Below are 21,558 nucleotides of genomic sequence, written 5' to 3' on the forward strand. Positions count from 1 at the left end.
GTAAAGATAAGGCATCCGCTCAAATTTTGAGAACACAATTTCCCAACAGTTTTAAAAAAAACTGATGCAGTGCCTGGATTCCGGAATTATACTGCCAGACGATCTTCTACAAACACAAAAGGAAGTAAACTTCTGATCCCTTTCACTTTTAGAACCTTACCGTCCAGACAATAGAAAATCACTTCTATCTCTTTATGCTGTTTCCTTTCAAATTCGGCCATCACTTGTAAACAAGCACCGCAGCAGGTAATAGGCTGCTCAATTTTAAAGTTATCGGTATGGGCAGTAATTGCCATACTTTCTATAATCGCATTTGGATAAGTTGCGCCGATTGTAAAAAGAGCTACGCGTTCTGCACAAAGCCCGGATGGATAAGCCAGATTTTCCTGGTTACTGCCGGAAACAACCACACCATCATTTAACCTTACCGCAGTGGCTACTTTAAAATTAGAATATGGAGAGTAAGAGGTCTTAAGTGCTTCCTTTGCTTGCACACATAAGGATTGATCAACTGCATTCAGTTCTTCTAACTGATCGTAAGATTCATAAGCAATGGAAATATTTAGTTTATTCATATTAATTTAAAAATTAAAATACAGCAGACCTCATTATTGATGGTCTATAGCTGGTAAAAATTAGGGCTCACAATATACGTTGTTAATTTGAACAGATCCCAAATAATACAATACATATAACAATAAAACATATTATTTCCAATATAGATAAAAATTACCAATAACAGAGGTACACAGCGTAAGTTGGGCGCAGTCAATATCTGTAAAGCATTTCACTGAATAATTTATAATTCTCCTATTCCATACATAAAGATCCGGATCCAGGGCCTTCCTGTCTGAATTGTCATATTTATTTAAACAAAGTTTTGGTTTATTTGTAGTATACTACAGGTTAAAACCGCCTTATGGCATAGTTTTTATACCTTGGTTAGTCATAAATCTCTCAAAATCTAATTGAATTGAATAAATACGTACGTAAAAGTTTAAAGGTTGTTTTATGGATTATTGCTGCTATCATCTTATTAGTAGTTGCAATCGCTATATCTTTAAATATCCCCGCTGTTCAGAACTTCGTTAAAGGCAAAGCTATTGGCTACCTGAAAAATAAAACCCATACAGAAGTTAGTCTGGAAAGTATTAAAATTGCCTTGCCTAAAGATATTGTGCTCAACAAATTCTACATGGAAGATAAAAAAGGCGACACTTTATTGTATGCACAGAAATTAGCAGTCGATATCAGTCTTTTCAAACTATTGAGTAATAAAATAGAAATTAACAATATTGAGCTGGAGAAAATCCGGGCAAATGTGACCCGTATTGATCCCGATACCACATTTAATTTTTCTTTCCTTCTGGATGCATTTATGTCTGAACAGAAGAAGCCGGAAGACCAGGTGAAAAAGGATACCACTTCTACCATGAAGTTTTCTATCAGCAAAATAAGCTTAAAAGATATTGGTATTGTTTATCGTGATGATGTTGCAGGTAATGATGTAAGCGTAAATCTTGGAGAATTCCAGACAAACATTAAAAATTTTGACATGGATAACCAACACTACGTCATTAAAGACCTGGTGCTGAAAAACACTTCCCTTAAATATTTACAGCAAAAACCACTTACCCAGCTGGCAGCTCACCTGGAAAAAAGTATCGATACTGCTCAAACAGCTTCAGGAAAACTTCCTTTGGTAGAGATTCAGGATGTTGCTTTTAATCATGTGAAGATCAACTTTAATGATATGCTCTCAGACATGCGTGCTGATCTGAATATTAATGAACTTAACCTGAAAAAACTGTTTGCCGACCTGACTAAAAGTAATTTTAAATTAGATGAAGCTACGCTGAATAAATCTAACATCCTTTTTGCTTTTAAACCACTTTCGGTGGCCTCAGGAACAAAATCTGCCGATAGTACAACTGCAAAGCCTTCTGCATTAGCTGTCCTGGTCAGTAAATTAAATCTCGCAGAAAACAATATACAATATGATAACCTGGCTGTAAAGCCTACCGCAAAAGGACTGGATTATAACCACTTAAAAGTTAATGGACTTGGACTGGAAGCAGAGGCACTCTCCTACAGTCAGACCGGAATCAAGGTAAATGTTAAAAGTGGAACATTCAAAGAAAGAAGTGGCTTTGAACTTTCAAAGTTGCAGGGTGATGTAATCTACAGTGATAAAATGGTTAAACTTACCAATCTTGTCTTTAAAACACCTCATACTCATATTGAGAATAATACCACGCTGAACTATACTTCACTGGATGATTTAACAAAACATCCCGAAAAGGTAAAAATAAACATACAACTAAAAAATTCTGTATTAGGCTTAAAAGATGCGACCTATTTTAGTGATGCAATTCCAGCAGCATACCGCAATGAGAAAATTAAAATAACTGCCCGCGCAAATGGGTTTATGAATAATCTGTCAATTCCTCAATTGCAGATTAGTGGCTTAAAAAGTACAAATATAGATTTGAATGGTACGGTTAAAGGTTTACCAGATGTCAATAAGACATTTCTTGATCTTAACATTAAACGCTTCTCTTTAACAAAAAGAGATCTGCTGGTAATTATTCCTAAAAAATCTTTACCTGCCAATATTGAATTACCCAATACAATTGCAGCCACAGGAAAATTTAAAGGGTCTATGACCAATTTCAATACTGATTTCAATATCAACACAGATATGGGGGCAGCCAAATTACTGGCAAGTATGAAAGGGCCTAAAGGAAAAGAAAGTTATACTGCAAATATCAATCTGAATAATTTTAATGTTGGCCGTTTAATAAAAATGCAGTCTAAGTTAGGCAGGATAAGCGCTAAAGCTACTGTAAACGGAACAGGTTTAGACGCAAAAACTGCCAGTGCAAAGATCAATGCACAGGTATTAAGCGCTTATTATAATAAATATACCTACAAAAACCTGTTACTGAGCGGTACCTATTCGGGTCAGAAAATGAATATCAAAAGTGAAATGGCAGATTCCAATGCTAATTTCAATTTAACTGCTTTTGTCAATATGGCTGGTAAATACCCTGCCGTTAAAGCAGATCTTAATTTAAAACAAGTTGATTTGCAGAAATTGAATTTCAGTGCTACAGAATTAAGGATGGCGGGTCTGGTTAAAGCGGATATTAAAACTGCCGACCCGGATTACCTGAATGGGGATGTAAGTATCAGAGGTATGCAACTGGTTAAAGATGGACAAAGATTTAATGTAGATACGATTGATGTACATGCTGAGGCGACAGCCAGACATACTTTATTGACTTTAAAATCAGAGTTGCTGAGTGCACGTGTTGATGGACAATATCAGCTCACTAACCTTGCCCCTGCAATGATCAACCAGATTAATAAATATTATGCATTTGGCGAGGTTACCAGGATACCAGATCAGCGTTTCAGATTTAATATGAACATTTATAATCCTAAGTTCATTAAAAACTTTATCCCTGAACTAACCACCTTCTCTCCTTCCAGAATCAGTGGTTTACTGGATACAAAAAAAGATAGTTTAGTGATGAATGCCTGGATTCCCCAGGTAGTTTATGGAGATTACCAGGTGGACAGTACACGCATTACTATAGACAATATCAATCAAAAACTGAACTATAAGTTATTGGTAAAGCATGTGCAAAGCAAATCAATCGCTTTATATAATACAGAACTAAGTGGTGAAGCTGCGAATAATCTATTGGGGGTTAACATCTTCCTTAGAGATAGTAAACTAAAAGATAAATATGTACTTGGAGGTACATTTAAATCAATTCATAAAAACTTTCAGTTCAGTTTTGATCCGCAGAAGTTAACCCTGGATTATGAGAAATGGACAGTTTCTCCGGAAAACTTTATTCAGTTCGGCGCTTCGGGTATCCTGGCAAATCAATTCAATTTAAGTAAAGACGGACAGTTACTGAGTGTAAATAGTTTGAATTCGACACCAGGCTCACCGCTTAAAGTAGAGTTCAGGAATTTCCAAATACAAACACTGACCAAATTTGCAGAGCAGGATAGTTCTTTAGTAGGCGGAGCAATTAATGGAACTGTAGATGTGAAAGAATTAACAGGTAGTCCAAAGTTCGAAGCTAACCTGACAATTGATCATCTTCGTTATCAGAAAGATCAGCTGGGAACATTACGTGTTGCTGTAAATAACAATACAGAGAATGCATTTGAAACTAATATCGCTTTAACCGGGGTACATGAGTTAAGGGTAAACGGATTCTATTATACGAAAGCTGAGAATGCTTTGGATCTTACTTTGAATATTGACAAGATAGATCTTAAGGCATTGGAAAGTGTTTCTATGGGACAGATTAAACAGGGTTCAGGAACAATAACCGGACAACTTTCGATTAAGGGGGCGATCGCTTCACCAAAAGTATTGGGAGACGTTAAATTTAACCAGGCTGCATTCAATGCAACTTATGTGAATTCATATTTCAGAATGCCGAATGAGACGATCAGCTTTACTGAAGAAGGTGTTAAGTTCAATAACTTCACCATCATTGATTCATTGAATAAACAAGCGACCATAAATGGTGGAATCCTGACGAAAGATTACAGGAACTTCAAGTTCAATATGGATATCAGAACCAATAATTTCAGGGCGCTGCATTCTACAGCAGCAGACAATGAAATGATCTATGGAACAGTTTTCCTAACCAGTATGATCAAGGTAAGAGGTGATTTAAATCAGCCGGATATCAATATGAATGTTCAGGTAGAGAAAGGAACTAAGTTCTTCTTCGCATTACCTCCTGATGATCCTTCGGTAATCAGCCAGGAAGGGATTGTCCAGTTTATTGATGCAGATGCTGCGCCATTTAACGGCCAGAAGGCACTGAAAGCAGATAGTATCAGTAAATCGCCTATTAAAGGAATTAATCTGAGTGCCAATATTAAGATTGATCCGGATGCAGAACTGAATGTGGTGGTTGACCCTGCAAATGGTGACGCGCTGAAGGTAAAAGGAACAGCTAACCTGATCGCCACAATGGACGCCAGTGGTAAGACAAGCTTAACAGGTCGTTATGATCTGAATGAGGGTTCTTATAACCTGTCTATCGGCGGCTTAGCTAAAAGATCATTTAAACTGGTTAAAGGAAGCAGTATTATCTGGACTGGAGAACCTACAGAAGCCAATGTAGACCTGACTGCATTATATGAAGTTAATGCAGCTCCAATTGACTTGCTTAATCAACCTGATAACATCCCGGCTAAAACAAAACTGCCTTTCCAGGTTTATCTATACATGAAAAATCAGCTGATGAAGCCAACCATATCGTTCAAGCTGGATATGCCTGCAAACGAACAAGGCGCTTTAGGCGGAGTTGTTTATACTAAAATACAGAATATAAACAGAGATGAAGGACAGCTTAATAAACAGGTATTTGCTTTATTAGCGCTGGGCCGTTTCATTGCAGATAATCCATTCGAGAGTCTTGTTGGTGGTGGTGGAGGTATTTCCTCGATGGCACGTTCAAGTGTGAGTAATTTGCTGACCGATCAGTTAAATAATCTCGCTTCAGATTTAGTTAAAGGTGTAGATATAAACTTTGGACTGAATTCATCTGAAGATTACTCTTCAGGCTCATTGCAGCAAAAAACAGACCTGGAAGTAGGCTTATCTAAAAAACTGCTGAATGACAGGTTAACAGTAACTGTAGGTAGTTCATTTGGCCTGGAAGGCCCGCAGGCACCTGGGCAGAATGCAACAAATATTGCGGGTAATGTGAATGTGGAATATGCGCTTTCTGCTGATGGCAGATACCGTTTGAGAGCTTACAGACGTAATCAGAACGAGGGTGTAATTGAGGGACAGATTATCGAGACTGGTGTTGGATTTGCCTTAGTTGTTGATTATAATAAATTCAAAGAGATTTTCCAGAAAAGAAGAAAGCGGTATCAGATTACCACTGAGCAAAAACCAAAAGAAAAAGCGGTTAGTAATACACCTGCAAAAAGCGAAAAATAAGATTTAACAAAAAAACAGCTTCTGCAGGTGTAAACCTGCAGAAGCTTACAAACATAAATAGTGAATGAAAAAACTAATTCTACCCTCTTTATTAATCTTTTCATGTTTAGTGTGGGCCGCCTGCAGCAACACTAAATACCTGAAACCCGGACAGACTTTGTATACAGGTGCTGAGGTAAAGATTAATCCCGATTCTTCTTCAAAAATTGCAGATGAAAAGAATGTAAAGAGTGATTTGGAAAGTAAAACAAGACCTGCACCTAATAAAACGATTCTTGGCTTAAGACCAAAATTATATATCTATAACCTTGCCGGTGAACCTAAAAAACCAAAAGGTATCCGCCACTGGCTAAGAACCAAAGTTGGAGAACCACCTGTATTATTGAGTGATGTCAAATTAAAAAGCAATAATGCCATATTAACCAGTTATCTGATTAGCCAGGGATACCTGCAATCTGTAGTAACCGGAGATACTATTGTTAAAAAACGTTCTGCTAAGGCTGTTTATACAGCACAAACAGGTACACGTTATAAAATCAATAACATCACTTTTCCTAAAGACACAGGGAACCTGGCCAATATTATTAATCAGAATAAAGAAAATACCTTGCTTAAGAAAGGAGATTTCTATAATCTTGAAGTCTTTAAAAATGAACGGATCCGTATAGATAACGACCTGAAAGAAAATGGTTATTTCTATTTCAGCCCGGACTATCTGATTCTGCAGGTGGACAGTACTATTGGAAAAAGCCAGGTTAATATTACTGTGAAAGTAAAAGACATAGCACCTGATGCAGGTTTGAAGCCTTATACAATCAAAGAGATTAAAATATATCCGAACTACTCCTTAAGAAGGGATACTGCACTGAGGAAATTGCAGCCTGTCGAGTATAATGATTTCGAGATCTATGATGATAAAAAAACATTTAAACCTCGTTTATTTGACAGGCTGGTCTTCTTTAAAAAAGGTGAAACTTATAACAGAAAAGACCATAACCAGTCTTTAAACAGAATGGTTAATATCAATGCATTTCAAGCTGTTAAAGCAGAGTTTTTGCCTGTTGACAGTTTTAAAAACGACCAGCTGGATTTAAATATTTACCTGACCCCTTTAAAGAAAAACTCCCTGTCATTTTCAGTAACGGGAACCAGTAAATCAAATAATTTTGTAGGTTCAGAGGTAAAAGTAACTCAGACTACAAGAAACCTGTTCAGAGGTGCTGAGCAACTGGACGTAAGTTTAAGCGGTGGTTTTGAAACACAGGTAAGCGGACAAGCAAAGAACCTGAACTCTTATTCATTTACTGCCCAGGGAAAATTAACTTTCCCAAGATTTATTGTTCCGTTTTACAAGCCTAGCAGTACCACTGCATTCATTCCAAAAACTATTGCATCTCTGTCTTATGAGTTGTTAAGCAGAGGATCTTTATATGATTTAAGTTCATTTAAAGCAGAATATGGCTATGTATGGAAGGAAAACGTTCATAAAGAACATACTTTTAATCCTATTTCAATTACCTATGTAAAACCAGGCATTGATTCCGCTAAAAAAGATAGTATTTTCAGACTTACTCCTGGCTTGAAAAACATCCTTGATAAACAGTTTATAATTGGAAGTAGCTATAACTTCAACTATACCAATCAAATGGAAGAGTCCAGAAGAAACAATATTTACTTTAATGGGAACATACAAACTGGTGGTAATCTATGGGGTGTATTTATTTCAAAAGATGGCAAGGGTGAAAAATCAATTTTTAATGTGCCATTAACTCAGTTTGTAAGATTAGAGACGGATCTGAGAGATTATTTTAAGATCAACAGAAATGTGATCTGGGCTAATCGACTAAACCTGGGATATGGTTATGCTTACGGTAACAGTACATCTATGCCCTTTGTAAAACAGTTTTTTGCAGGAGGAACAAACGATATTCGCGGTTTTGCTTCCAGATCACTTGGCCCTGGTACTTATAAAGTGCCAGATACCACACAATTCGCTGATCAAAGTGGTGACGTAAAAATTATGCTGAATACAGAATTACGTTTTAAACTAGTTAGTGTATTATACGGCGCCTTATTTGCTGACGCAGGAAATATCTGGCTAAGAAAAGAAGATCCAGCCAGGCCAGGCTCAGGCTTCAAGGTAAAAAATGCATTAAGCGAAATGGCCATATCAACCGGAGCTGGTTTACGCGTAGATGCTAAAATCTTTGTTGTCCGTTTAGACGTAGCCTTCCCGATCAGAAAACCATACTTACCTGAAGGACAAAGATGGGTAATTGATCAGGTTGCATTTGGTGATAAGACCTGGAGAAAACAAAACTTAGTTTATAACATAGGAATTGGCTATCCATTTTAATTACCAATCCAATCTAAAGACATTTATCTAAAATGGAAGTATTACATCAAATCAAACGTTTCTTTATTGCACTGTACCATCTGTTCGTGGCGGCCGGAGCAGGCTTTATCGAAGACCGTGTGATGAAATTAAGCGCCGCACTTGCTTACTATACGATCTTCTCTTTAACACCACTGATCATTATCGTTATTTCAGCAGCGAGTATATTTTTCAGTGATAAACTGAATCCGGGAACAGAATTATTTGCTCAGATCAACGAAATAGCAGGAGCTGAAGCAGCTAAACAAATACAGGGATTTGTTACTAATGCTAATCTTACCGGTAAAAGTACAATAGGACTGATTATTGGGATCGGAACATTGATTGTCGGTTCAACTGCTATTTTCATTGAAATCCAGGACAGTATCAATATGATCTGGAAAGTAAAAGCTGTTCCTAAAAAAGGATGGTTAAAAATGCTGACCAACAGATTGCTTTCTTTCTCATTAATTGTATCAATGGGTTTCCTGTTATTGGTTTCACTGGTCATTAACAGTATTGTGGTCGGGCTTGGTTCTAAATTAGGAGAGCTGGTAGCCAGAAGCAAAATAAGCGAAATTATTCCTGTTGCAGATACAACAACTACCCTGTTAATTTACATCCTGAACAATGCTTTTACTTTAGCAGCTGTAACGGCTGTGTTTACTATTATTTTTAAAGTATTGCCTGATGTCATTCTAAGATGGAAATCAGCTCTTATAGGCGCTTTATTTACAGCACTTCTATTCAGTTTAGGTAAATATCTGATTGGAGTATATATTGAGAAAGGAAATCCGGCATCAGCATTTGGTGCTGCAAGTTCAATTATTGTGATCCTGCTCTGGATTTATTATACTGCTATTATTCTGTACTTCGGAGCTGAATTTACCCAGGTGTATGCAGAAAAATATGATAAAGGAATAAGACCAAGTAAGTATGCGGTCCATACACAAATTACTGTGGTCGAAAAGAAAGTAGATGTTTTGCCTCCGCAACATCCTGAAGAAACAAAAACAGAACCGGCCTAAGCCGATTCTGCAATTTCATCTTCAATGATATCTTCAGAAACTGCCGCTGTTGCCGCATCCAAATCAGCAGAGATTAACGCTTCTACGGTATCTTTCTCTATTCTTAAGTTTCTGATAATATGCTGTTGTCTGTCTGGTGTATTTTTACCCATATAATATTCCAGCAAATTCTTGATCGTCTGGTCTTTCAGAATTACCGGATCCAGGCGGATATCTTTACCAATAAATAAACCAAACTCGTCAGGAGAAATCTCTCCTAAACCTTTAAACCGTGTAATCTCAGGCTTATTTCCTAATTTCTCAATTGCTCTCTTACGCTCATCATCACTATAGCAATAGATGGTCTCTTTCTTATTACGTACCCTGAATAAAGGAGTTTGCAGAATATATACATGTCCTGCTCTAACCAGATCGGGGAAGAACTGCAAAAAGAAAGTCATCATCAGTAACCTGATGTGCATACCATCCACATCGGCATCAGTGGCGATTACAATATTGTTATAATGTAAACCTTCCAGCCCGTCTTCAATATTCAGCGCATGCTGCAATAAGTTGAATTCCTCATTCTCATAAACCACCTTTTTAGTCAGCTCATAACAATTCAAAGGTTTACCCTTCAAACTGAATACTGCCTGGCAATCTACATCTCTTGACTTAGTAATAGATCCGGATGCAGAATCTCCTTCGGTAATAAACAAGGTAGTTTCGTAACGTTTTTCATGCGTACTGCTGAAATGGACTTTACAATCTCTGAGTTTCTTATTGTGAAGTGATGCTTTTTTAGCCCTGTCATTCGCCAGTTTCTTGATTCCGGCGATATCCTTACGCTCACGCTCAGATTGCAGGATACGCTTTAATAAAGCGTCTGCAACATCGGTATGCTTATGCAGGTAATCATCCAGTTCTTTCTTCACGAAATCATTGATGAAAGTACGTACAGAAGGCCCGTCAGGCCCCATATTCTGAGAACCCAGTTTGGTTTTTGTCTGTGACTCAAATACCGGCTCCTGCACACGAACAGAAATCGCAGCAATAATAGAAGAACGGATATCTGAAGCCTCGTATTCTTTTTTATAAAACTCACGGATAGTTTTCACTACCGCTTCTCTGAAAGCAGCCTGGTGTGTACCGCCCTGAGTGGTATGCTGCCCGTTCACAAAAGAATGATAATCTTCTCCATACTGCTGACCATGAGTCATTGCGATCTCGATATCATTGCCTTTCAGGTGAATAATCGGATAACGGATATTTTCTACATCTGCTACCTTATGCAGCAAATCATACAGACCACGTTCCGATAAGTATTTTTGATTGTTAAAATTAACCGTTAAACCAGTATTCAGGAACACATAGTTCCAGATCATACTTTCTACAAAATCAGGGATATAATGATAATTTCTGAAAATGGTCTCATCAGGATAGAAAGTAATGGCAGTACCATTTCTTTGCGTGGTATCAATAACAGGATGATCCATGGTGATCTCCCCTCTTGAAAACTCCACCTTTTTTGTTTTTCCATCACGGTAAGACTGCACCACGAAATTGGTCGATAAAGCATTTACTGCTTTTGTACCTACCCCGTTTAACCCTACAGATTTCTGGAAAGCGTTACTATCATATTTACCACCGGTATTGATCTTTGACACGCAGTCAATCACTTTACCCAATGGAATACCACGGCCATAATCACGTACATTCACCTTAGAATCAGAAACAGTAATATCAATGATACGGCCAGATCCCATGACAAACTCATCAATAGAGTTATCCATGATCTCCTTGAGCAAGACATAAATACCGTCATCCTGAGCGGAGCCATCACCCAGCTTCCCGATATACATACCAGGGCGCAATCTGATGTGTTCTTTCCAGTCCAGTGACCGTATACTGTCATCGTTATATATAGGTTCAGCCATAATTTTTGTGTAGAACTGCAAATTTAATGAATAGCTACCTCAATTAAACATCAAAGTTTCAACAAATACACATTTTGCCTTACCTTCGTGCATTTACTCCAACAATAAATGCAGCCTAAAAAACAGCTTTCCCTTTTCGATCTGTCTATGATCGTTGTCAGCCTGGTCATCGGAATGGGCATCTTCCGTACACCAGTTAATGTAGCTGCCAAGGCACAAATTCCCGAATTATTCTTCCTGGCCTGGATTATAGGCGGTTTGGTTGCCTATTGCGGGGCATTGATCTATGCAGAAATCGGTTCACGTTTTCCGGTAACCGGTGGTTATTATAAAATATTCTCTACCTGTTATCATCCTTCGGTAGCTTTCGCCATTAACGGTATAGTCGTGTTGACAAGTGCGGCTTCTATGGCTGGTGTAACCTTAATTGGTTCAGAATACCTGAGCAGTGTTATTTTTCCGCCAGAGATGCAGACCGACTTTTACCGGCTTGTGGTCGCTGCGGTAACCATACTTATATTTTACAGTATTAACCTGATGGGTTTAAAGGCGAGTTCGAAAGTCCAGAATATCCTGACGGTGATTAAAATTACGCTCGTACTGACGCTGATTTGCGCCATATTTTTTGGCGGACAAACGGAAACCATCACCCCTGTATTTAAAACAGTTTCAGGGAACAAACCTGTCTGGTCAGATTACGGGAAGGCACTGGGAATTTGCCTGATTGCAGTTACCTTTTCTTTTGCAGGATATACACAAACGATCAACCTGGGCGGAGAAGTTAAGGATGCCAAGAAAATCATTCCCAAGGGTATTAAGCTGGGGTTGTTTATGATTATTTCACTTTACCTGCTCATCAATTATGCCTATGTAAAAGTTATCGGATTTGAACAGTTAAAAACTGCGCATAGCATTGCGTCCATATTAGCGGGCAGAATTTTCGGACCCGCAGGCTTTACTATACTTTCTGCGGTTATTTTTTTATCTGTTCTGGGTTATGTCAATGTGAATCTTTTAAGTAATCCAAGAGCGATGTTTGCCATGGGTGAAGAAAAAGCACTCCCTGCTGTATTTGCACAAAAAAGTAAGAGAACAGAGGTGATGGTAGTCAGCCTGACTACTTTTACTGCACTGGTGATGACTACGCTCTTTTTCGCCCAGACTTTCGATAAAATTGTCAACTACTCCATTATACTGGAATGCATCGGAACAGCAAGTTCGGCAGCTACTTTATTTATTCTGCGCAGAACTACTGCTCATTTAGATAAAAGCAGTATTTACAGGATGAAATGGTACCCTGTTCTTCCTGTGCTATTTATTTCTTTTTATTTATTCGTTGGAATCAGTATTTATCAGGACGATCCTTCCGCTGCCAGCAATGGATTGTATATATTTATAGGATTCATAGCCATTTATTTTATTTCAAAAATATTCAATAAAAAGAAGAAGATAGCCGATGCAGCAGAAGCAACTGCCCTTAAGTAAAGAGATCACCTATGCAGCCGGAATGATGGGCTGGAGCATTATGACCAATATTATTATTGTGATGCTTCCCTATTTCTACCTGCCGCCTACCAATTCAGGCTTAACTCCTTTAGTTCCTCAGCTGATCGTATTTGGTATATTTAACATCCTGTCCCTGATTGCAGCATCAGGCAGATTATTCGATGCTTTTTATGACCCTTTTATTGCTTCAGTGAGTGATGGAAGTACAAATCCCAAAGGCAGACGCATCCCGATTATGCGTTATGCGATTATCCCTGCGGTTATTTTCTGCGGATTGATCTTTCACCCTTTAGTAAAGGCAGAGTCTACTGCAAATGCCTGGTGGCTTACCCTGATGCTGATTGGTTTTTTCATGTCAGTTACGAGTTATATCATACCTTACAATGCTTTACTGGCCGAATTAGCACACACAGCGGAACAAAAAGTTAAGCTTTCTACTTTTCAGCAGGTTGGTTTTGTCATGGGAATGATCCTGTCGGCAATGATCAATAACTTTGCCGATCTGATTCAGTTTGTATTTCATATCCCGGAAAGAATGGAAGCCCTTCAATATACCATCATCGGACTCAGTATTTTTTCCGGACTGGTGATGATCCTTCCTGTAGTTACAATCAACGAAAAGGAATATAGTAACGGCAAGCCTACGCATATCCCCTTGCTTCCAGCTATTAAAAATACTTTCCGCAATGCGAATTTCAAATATTACCTGATTTCGGATTTTGCCTATTATATGGCGCTGAGTATCATTTCAAGTGGTTTGCTTTATTTCGTCAGTGTTTTATTGAAATTACCTGAGTCGGACGGTGGAAAATATATGGGGACTATGGTCTTTCTTTCCCTTCTGTTTTATCCTTTCATAAATTCAGGGGCAAAACGCTATGGCAGAAAGGCACTGGTGCTTGCTGCTTTTGCGATCCTTAGTCTTATTTTTGTCACTATTTACTTTCTCGGGCACCTGCCCTTCCCACCGGCTATGCAAATGTATATCCTGGTAGTTTGCGCTTCTTTTCCACTGGCCGCGCTTGGTATTCTGCCAAATGCAATTCTGGCTGATATCGCTCAAAAAGACACCAGGGAGACCGGTGAAAACCATGAAGGCATGTTTTTCGCAGTTAAATATCTATTTGTTAAACTTGGCCAAACTGTAGGAATTGCACTTTTTGCCATGCTGACTGTTTATGGTAAAGATCCGGGACACGATTTTGGCCTGCGTTTAAATGGTGTTGCAGGCTTTGTTTTATGTGTGCTCGCCTTATTGTTTTTCACCCGCTTTAAAGAAGACAAATAAGTTACGGAACTTATATGTATATTTGCGCCAGCGAAACGTAACTCTTTAATCAGCAAGGAATTCATTAATTAAACGCCTGCTGATTGTTAACGTCTCTTCATTATTATACACATTAAAATTCAAACACATTGTTATTCGAAGAATTAAACCTGATTGAGCCTATTTTAAAAGCGCTGCAAGCAGAGGGTTATACTAACCCAACCCCTATACAAGAACAATCTATTCCTACTATATTAACAAGCAGAGACTTACTAGGCTGTGCGCAAACCGGAACTGGTAAAACAGCGGCTTTTGCAATTCCTATGTTACAACTGCTGAATAAAGAACATCAGAATACTAAAGGCCCGAGACCGATCCGTGCCCTGGTATTAACGCCAACACGTGAGCTTGCCATTCAGATTGAAGAAAGTTTCAAGGCTTATGGTAAAAATCTTTCGCTGCGCCACCTGGTTATTTTTGGTGGTGTTGGACAAAAAGCACAAACTGACGCTTTACATCGCGGCGTAGATATCCTGATCGCTACACCAGGCAGATTGCTTGATTTAATGAATCAGGGTTTCATCAACCTTAAAGATGTTGAAATATTTGTACTGGATGAAGCAGACAGAATGCTGGACATGGGTTTCATTCATGATGTGAAGAAAACTATTGCAAAGCTGCCTGCTAAAAGACAAACTTTATTTTTCTCGGCAACGATGCCTGGTGAAATTCAAAAACTGGCCAATACGATTTTAACTGATCCGTTAAAAGTAGAAGTAACGCCTGTGTCTTCAACTGCGGAAAAAATTGAGCAGTCTATCTATTACGTAGATAAAAATGATAAGAAAAATCTATTAATCCATATTCTTAAGGATAAAACGATTACTACAGCACTTGTTTTTACCCGTACAAAACATGGTGCAGACCGTATCGTTAAAGACCTGATTAAAGTTGGTGTAAAAGCCGAAGCTATTCACGGTAATAAATCACAGAATGCAAGACAAAGAGCTTTAACTAATTTTAAAGACAAAACTACCCGCATTCTTGTAGCAACTGATATTGCTGCCCGTGGTATCGACGTAGATGAGTTAACACATGTGATCAACTATGAATTGCCAAATGTTCCTGAAACTTACGTACACAGAATTGGCCGTACAGGTCGTGCTGGTAACAGTGGGGTTTCCTTCTCTTTCTGCGATGGAGAAGAAAAAGAATACCTGGACGATATCGAGAAATTAATCGCGCTTAAGATCCCTGTACAGGAAGATCATCCTTATGCAATGAGCTGGCAGAGCCTGATGTCTGGCGCCGCAGCGGCAAAAGTAAAAGGAAAGAGCAAACCTTCAAGAGGTGGCCGTCAGGAAAGAACTGAATATAAGCCAAACCTTAGCGGAGCAAAAAGAACTCCGGGTGGCGGCAATGGTGGTGGTAACCGCAGATTCAGCGGATCAAGACCTAAGGCTAAAACAGATTAATATAAACATTAAGATCTTGAAACCGTTTCCTGTTGTGGGAAACGGTTTTTTTTGTTTCAGGGGTTTTGACAATCAGATGGGCAGTTGATTTATGCTCTATAAAATAAATCTGTCAAATGTTTAAAGAATTAATCTGCAAAGACAACTCAGAAGTCGTTATCTTCATAATTCCGCAGATTTTGGCGACTTTAGTAGGCAGCCAACATGATCTTAATTCTCTCCGCCGAAACTTTGGAGATTCCAGGTAAAACTTAACAGAAAATACCTGGTAATCTGATTAGTCCTGCTTTCTGTAGTCGTATTGTCTGTGACCGTTCTGGTCAGGTTATTCCCCTGATTTAAAAAGTCATTTCCTTCCAGTTTCACACTCACCTGCTTATGCTTAAAAAACGTCTTCTCTATAGAACCATTGATAATAAACGGGTTTGTAGCATTAACTGAGAATCCCTGATTCAAAGTTTTTGCTGCATTCACTCCCAGTACCAAACTCTTTAAAATAAAGATCCTGCTATCCATATTAAACGTCCAGATCTGTAACGTATTCGAATTAAAGCTTCTGATCGAATACCTATTACTATTGTAACTATAATTCGCACTGGTATGCAGCATAATCCATTTGCGGTTCATCCTTAATCCAACCCTTTGATTGATATTAACACCCTTTCCAATATTCTTCACCTCTTCTGCAAATGAAATACGGTGATTATAATTAATGCCGCCAATCATTTCAAACGTATATTTTTTTCCAAAAGGCAAAGACCAGTAATAATTAGTACCGAAATTATAATTACCATTGGTATTCAGATAATGCGTTTCCTGGTTAAAATTCTTCAACGAATCAGGAACCAGCTTATCAGCGATCAGCAACGTATTCGACACGACCTGGTTTTGTGTAACCGACCCTCTTAACCCTACCTGTAAATTACTTCCGCTCTGCGGATTACTATGGTTATAATTCAGATTAATCAAATGATTAAACGCAGCCTTCAAATCCGGATTCCCAATCACTATATTGTTCAGGTTACGGGTATCTCTTACCGGTTGTAGCTGGTTAAAATTAGGTTCTACACTATTTCCTGTATAAAAGAAATTAAACTGGCTTTTAGTGGAAATCATGTAATTTAAACGCGCAATTGGTGAGAAATTAAAACCTGCGCGGTTAATCCGGTCAGTTCTTCCCTCATAGGCTCCGGTCAATAAACTCGGCTGTCCGGTTATCCCAAGAATATAATTGAGTTTTTTTGTTTCATACCGGTAATTGATACCAATGATATGTTTACTAAAAGAAGAAGTGTAAGAATTGCTTAAAGAATCTACATCCCTGATATTTCCTGACTGATCCCTGTCTTTGGTATCCAGGCTGTTTCTTGTACGGCTCAATGAAAAAAGATAATTAAAATCCAGGCTTCTTTTAACCAGTGAATCTTTTGCTTTCAAAGGTTCAGTAAAGGTGAAATTAGCATTCAGCGTAGTTGTGCGGTTACGTTCATCTACCAATTGATTCAATAGCGAATCTTTAACCGCCACACCTGTCTTAGGATCATAATACTTAATCTGGTTATCCAGATCACTGTTATTAGCTGTAAGACCAGAACTGCCATTCACACCAGCAGAAATAATTCTGCCTGGCTTTTTCAACTTGCGGGCCATAGTAAAATCAGCATTCAAATTTGGATTATCCTGTTTACTGCTCCTTTGGGTATTCAAATCGCGGCGGACAACACCGGTTTGTAATGACTCATTGATAGCATTGCTGTTTGTGCCCTGTAAAGCTCCTCTGAACCCACCTCTGAGATAATTCTCCTGATCCGTAGATTCCAGGCTCAGATCCAGGTTATGTCCGTTACTTTTGGAGGAATTTGTATTCGCAGATTTATCGTAGATAATTCCCTGAGGATTTACTGTTTCAATTAAACTCTGTTGTATACTTTCGTTTTTATTGTAAGCGTAATTATAGTTGCTGCCAAAAATCAGCTTTTCTTTAATCTTATCTCTATAACTGAAACCCAGATTGGAATTGGTATTGATCCCGGCTCCCGTATTGGTATTACCCGCATTTGCATTTACACCAATCTGCCGGAGATCTCTCCACAAATAATCATTCAGATTTAAACCATAACGTTTATCCGTTCCGGCACTCGCTGTCACACTGCCGAAATTTCCATTATTGCGGTCTGACTTCAGGACAACATTCAAAATCTTTTGTGGTTCTCCGGTTTTGATCCCTGTAAAATTTGCTTTATCTCCATAATCATCAATAAACTGGATTCTGGAAACCGTTCCCGCTGGCAACTTTGAAATAAACTCCTTGACATTACCTGTAAAAAAGTCTTTTCCATTCACACGTATTTTAGTGAGTGCTTTACCCGCAGAAGACACATTACCATCCTTATCTATTTCTACACCAGGCAATTGTTTCAGTAAATCTTCCACCTTATCATTTTCATGAACAGCATAGGCATCTGCATTAAACTCCACGGTATCTTTCATTACCCGCATAGGAACTACCCTACCTTTAATTACCACCTCATTTAACTGAAGCGCAGCCGACTTTAAGACCAGGGCTGGTAACGATTGCTCCATGATCCCATCTTTCAAGGTAATAACTTGATGATAAGCAGAATAACCTATACCCCTGACCAGCAAAGTTACATTCCCGCTCCTCACATTCGAAAAGCTAAAGCTGCCTGTAGTATCGGTATTACTGCTCAAAGTATCTTTGCCTGCAATCAGGCGCACATTTGCACCAGGAATACCCACTTTGGTCGTATCCTGGACAACACCCCGAAGGAGAATGCCATTTTGCGCATTCACTGGAGAAAGCAGCATTGTATTTAAAAATATAAATAGAAAAAAAGCTGTATATATCTTCAAAATCGTAGCTGGCAGTTATAAAAAAAGATGACTATGGACCTGTTAGGTCTTTCTGATTCTGATGATATGTAACCAATGCATCACTTTCATCAGCGGATAAGTAGGATCAAACTCAAACCACTTAGAAGCAAAATTCGGATTGTTAGGTTTTTTATGGTGATTGTTCTGGAACAACTCTCCCATCATCAGGAAATCCAGTGGAAGGGAATTTTTACTATGATCATTATTATCATGGTTTGAATAACCATATTTATGACCACACCAGTTTACGATAGCGCCATGCAGAGGCCCCATCAGGAAATGAACCGGCAACAATAAGAACATCCACCACGCCGTAGCAAAAGTCACATAGAACCAGATATAAAAACTAATGAATACCATTCTTGTGATCCAGGAATCGCCAATTTTATCAATCAGCGGCCATGAAGGATAGTTATCACGGAACTGTTCTTCCGGCTCTTCATTATATTTGGCATAATTCAGATAGATATTTTTAGTCTGTATCATCATTCCCCATACATCCTTTACAAAATGAGGAGAGTGCGGATCTTTCTCGGTATCACTGAAAGCATGGTGCATGCGGTGAAGGATAGCATATGCCCTTGGATTTAAGAAAGAAGAACCTTGAGACAGAAAAGTAATCGTATAGAAAAACTTCTCCCAGAACGGATTCATTTTAAACATTTTATGCGAAGCATAGCGGTGTAAAAAGAAAGTTTGAGAGAAAAGTGACAGGAACCAGTGCAGTAGAAAAAATATTAATATAATCATATTGAATCGGGTATACTATAGAACTGAACATCCTTCGGGATGTTTCAATTACAAAAGTAAAGAAAAGAAAAGGATTTGGCGTGGAATGTTCAGACTATTAATTTTTTGTTGAATACCGACACGCGCAAAAGAGAGAAAAAAAACATGTGTTTGATTCCAGAATCAAACACATGCCGGAATATGATTTATCTGCCGAAATCGTCTGATACACGTACAATATCAGACTCATCAGATGGATCAGAAGGATCAGTGTGCTGCCAGATTTCAGAAACAATGCCCCAGTCATCTAAACCTACCAGGCGATGTCTTTCTCCTTGTTTCAATTTAATAGTTTGTTCAGGAACCAATTGCTGTACATCTCCCTGCTCATCAGTCTCACTGGTAATCACACCAACGGTACCACTTACCACTCTCCATATTTCAGCACGGCGGTGATGATATTGCCATGATAAACGTGTATTTGGTGCAACGATTAAAATCTTAGGACTTAATTTTCCTGAGATTTTCAGCTCCTCTACATTTAGTCCGTCAAAGTAAACATTGGCAAACTGTTGTGCTTGTGCTTCATCAATAACGAAAAAACCACCCCATGGACGGGTTTCATCACGATTTACTACGTTAAAACCTTCAATTTTCAGTCGCTGAGCAACACTGTCGAATATTTCTTTTTTCTGATCTGACATTATATATAAATATTTTAATGCTCAAATATAAGAAACAGTTTAAAATTCATCTGATTATTTGTTAGTACTCCATATACCTTTCAGCCCCCCCTCCTTTCGCTATTTTCAGTGCATTGCAAAATATCAGTTACATAAATAAACATCACCGCAATCTATTAAAGAACCCGTTTAAATATAAACACACACAGGCAACATAAATTTAAACACACTAATATTTGATTTTAATATTTGTATTTTCGCGTCATAATGGGGTGAAACGGTAAATACAGCACTGAATTATACCATAAGGTATTAAATATAATCTTACTTTTGTAAGAGTTTGTATTAAGTTTAAACAGACCCAGAGTTTAATCAAAGCCGTCAGGGCGATGATCAATCATTAATTTATATATGCATATGTTAAAAAGAGTTGTTATCACAGGAATTGGGGCATTAACGCCTTTAGGAAATGATGTAAATACTTTCTGGAGCAATACCATAGCTGGAAAAAGCGGAGCTGCAAAGATTACCCGCTTTGATGCCTCCCTGTTCCGCACGCAATTTGCTTGTGAACTCAAGGATTATGACGTTACAAAATATTTAGACAGGTCTGACATTAAAAGAACAGACCGTTTTACACAATATGCTTTAGTGGCATCTGATGAGGCAATCAAAGACTCTGGCTTTGAATTTGACAAAATGGATCCATTTGATGTAGGTGTGATCTGGGGATCAGGACAGGGTGGAATGGATACTTTCGAGCAGCAGTCTGCTGAATTTGCGCTTGGAAATGGTACGCCGCGTTACAGCCCGTTCTTTGTTCCAAAACTAATCGCGAACATGGCTTCAGGAATGATTTCTATCCGTAATGGCTATATGGGAATCAATTACACTACAGTTTCTGCCTGTGCAACTTCCAATACAGCAATTATGGATGCTTTCACTTATATCCGTATGGGTAAAGCAAAAATCATTGTGACTGGTGGTTCAGAAGCGCCTATTTCGGCTTCTTCAGTTGGTGGTTTTTGTGCAATGAAAGCAATGTCAGCACAAAATGATACGCCGGAAACAGCCTCAAAACCATTTGACATTAAACGTGATGGTTTTGTGATGGGTGAAGGTGCAGGCGCACTGGTTCTGGAAGAATATGAGCACGCTGTAAAACGTGGTGCAACTATTTACGGAGAAATTGGTGGTGCAGCAATGACTGCTGACGCTTACCATATGACAGCAACCCATCCTGAAGGTTTAGGAGCTTCTCATGCGATGAAATTAGCCCTTACAGAGGCTGGCTTAACTATCCATGATATTAACTACTTAAATACGCACGCAACCTCAACCCCTGTTGGTGACCTTTCTGAAACTAAAGCAGTAAGTAACCTGCTGGGAACAGGTAAAAATGAATTGTTTATCAGCGCAACAAAATCTATGACTGGTCACTTATTAGGTGCAGCCGGAGCAATTGAAGCAATTATCTGTTTATTATCGATGCGGGATAGCATTATCCCTCCAACCATCAATACAGATGAACTTGACCCTGCAATTCCATCAAATCTGAATATTGTAATTAAAGAAGCAATCTCTGCTAAAGTTAAAGCAGCAATGAGCAATACTTTCGGTTTTGGCGGTCACAACGGAATCGTTGTTTTCAAATCGTTATAAACCAGGATAAATTTCAGGCCGGCATGCAATT

12 protein-coding genes are annotated in these 21,558 nt (G+C 38.5%); 7 read left to right on the forward strand and 5 right to left on the reverse strand.

Annotation, left to right across the window (positions count from 1 at the left end; translation table 11 throughout):
* Positions 1-86 precede the first annotated feature (86 nt).
* Positions 87-575, reverse strand: a complete 489-nt coding sequence (locus AB3G38_RS12945) for a cytidine deaminase (RefSeq protein WP_367864321.1) — start codon at positions 573-575, stop codon at positions 87-89.
* Between the two features lie 398 nt (positions 576-973).
* Here AB3G38_RS12945 and AB3G38_RS12950 point away from each other — a divergent pair, with 398 nt between their 5' ends.
* From AB3G38_RS12950 to AB3G38_RS12960, 3 genes are all read left to right on the forward strand, one after another.
* Complete coding sequence (locus tag AB3G38_RS12950; protein ID WP_367864322.1) at positions 974-5,992, forward strand: translocation/assembly module TamB domain-containing protein; 5,019 nt, start codon at positions 974-976, stop codon at positions 5,990-5,992.
* Positions 5,993-6,056: 64 nt separating this feature from the next.
* A complete protein-coding gene (locus tag AB3G38_RS12955; RefSeq protein ID WP_367864323.1) occupies positions 6,057-8,348 on the forward strand; it encodes a BamA/TamA family outer membrane protein in 2,292 nt (763 codons plus the stop codon).
* A gap of 32 nt (positions 8,349-8,380) precedes the next feature.
* On the forward strand, positions 8,381-9,394 hold the full coding sequence (locus AB3G38_RS12960; protein WP_367864324.1) for a YihY/virulence factor BrkB family protein: 1,014 nt from the start codon (positions 8,381-8,383) through the stop codon (positions 9,392-9,394).
* On the opposite strand, the gene AB3G38_RS12965 is transcribed toward AB3G38_RS12960, so the two are convergent.
* On the reverse strand, positions 9,391-11,310 hold the full coding sequence (locus AB3G38_RS12965; RefSeq protein WP_367864325.1) for a DNA topoisomerase IV subunit B: 1,920 nt from the start codon (positions 11,308-11,310) through the stop codon (positions 9,391-9,393). The genes AB3G38_RS12960 and AB3G38_RS12965 overlap by 4 nt on opposite strands.
* 108 nt (positions 11,311-11,418) lie before the next feature.
* Between AB3G38_RS12965 and AB3G38_RS12970 the strand changes: the two genes are divergently transcribed.
* The 3 genes from AB3G38_RS12970 to AB3G38_RS12980 all read left to right on the forward strand — a co-directional run bounded on the left by AB3G38_RS12970 (position 11,419) and on the right by AB3G38_RS12980 (position 15,558).
* Positions 11,419-12,795 (forward strand): APC family permease, encoded by a 1,377-nt coding sequence (locus AB3G38_RS12970; RefSeq protein WP_367864326.1) that lies wholly within the window; start codon positions 11,419-11,421, stop codon positions 12,793-12,795.
* The gene (locus AB3G38_RS12975) at positions 12,767-14,104 is read left to right on the forward strand and encodes an MFS transporter (protein WP_367864327.1); all 1,338 of its coding nucleotides are present in this window, start codon (positions 12,767-12,769) and stop codon (positions 14,102-14,104) included. The genes AB3G38_RS12970 and AB3G38_RS12975 overlap by 29 nt, the downstream gene beginning before the upstream one ends.
* A 128-nt stretch (positions 14,105-14,232) precedes the next feature.
* Positions 14,233-15,558, forward strand: coding sequence for a DEAD/DEAH box helicase (locus AB3G38_RS12980; RefSeq protein ID WP_068406580.1), 1,326 nt, complete (start codon positions 14,233-14,235; stop codon positions 15,556-15,558).
* A gap of 210 nt (positions 15,559-15,768) precedes the next feature.
* Here AB3G38_RS12980 and AB3G38_RS12985 read toward each other — a convergent pair whose 3' ends face one another.
* The 3 genes from AB3G38_RS12985 to AB3G38_RS12995 all read right to left on the reverse strand — a co-directional run bounded on the left by AB3G38_RS12985 (position 15,769) and on the right by AB3G38_RS12995 (position 19,886).
* Positions 15,769-18,387 (reverse strand): outer membrane beta-barrel protein, encoded by a 2,619-nt coding sequence (locus AB3G38_RS12985; protein WP_367864328.1) that lies wholly within the window; start codon positions 18,385-18,387, stop codon positions 15,769-15,771.
* Positions 18,388-18,474: 87 nt separating this feature from the next.
* Positions 18,475-19,203, reverse strand: coding sequence for an acyl-CoA desaturase (locus tag AB3G38_RS12990; RefSeq protein ID WP_111635840.1), 729 nt, complete (start codon positions 19,201-19,203; stop codon positions 18,475-18,477).
* Between the two features lie 185 nt (positions 19,204-19,388).
* Positions 19,389-19,886, reverse strand: a complete 498-nt coding sequence (locus tag AB3G38_RS12995) for a phosphoheptose isomerase (RefSeq protein WP_367864329.1) — start codon at positions 19,884-19,886, stop codon at positions 19,389-19,391.
* Positions 19,887-20,282: 396 nt separating this feature from the next.
* On the opposite strand from AB3G38_RS12995, the gene fabF reads away from it, so the two are divergent.
* On the forward strand, positions 20,283-21,527 hold the full coding sequence (gene fabF, locus AB3G38_RS13000; protein WP_367864330.1) for a beta-ketoacyl-ACP synthase II: 1,245 nt from the start codon (positions 20,283-20,285) through the stop codon (positions 21,525-21,527).
* Positions 21,528-21,558: the final 31 nt, after the last annotated feature.

The organism is Pedobacter sp. WC2423, from assembly GCF_040822065.1.
Classification (GTDB): domain Bacteria; phylum Bacteroidota; class Bacteroidia; order Sphingobacteriales; family Sphingobacteriaceae; genus Pedobacter.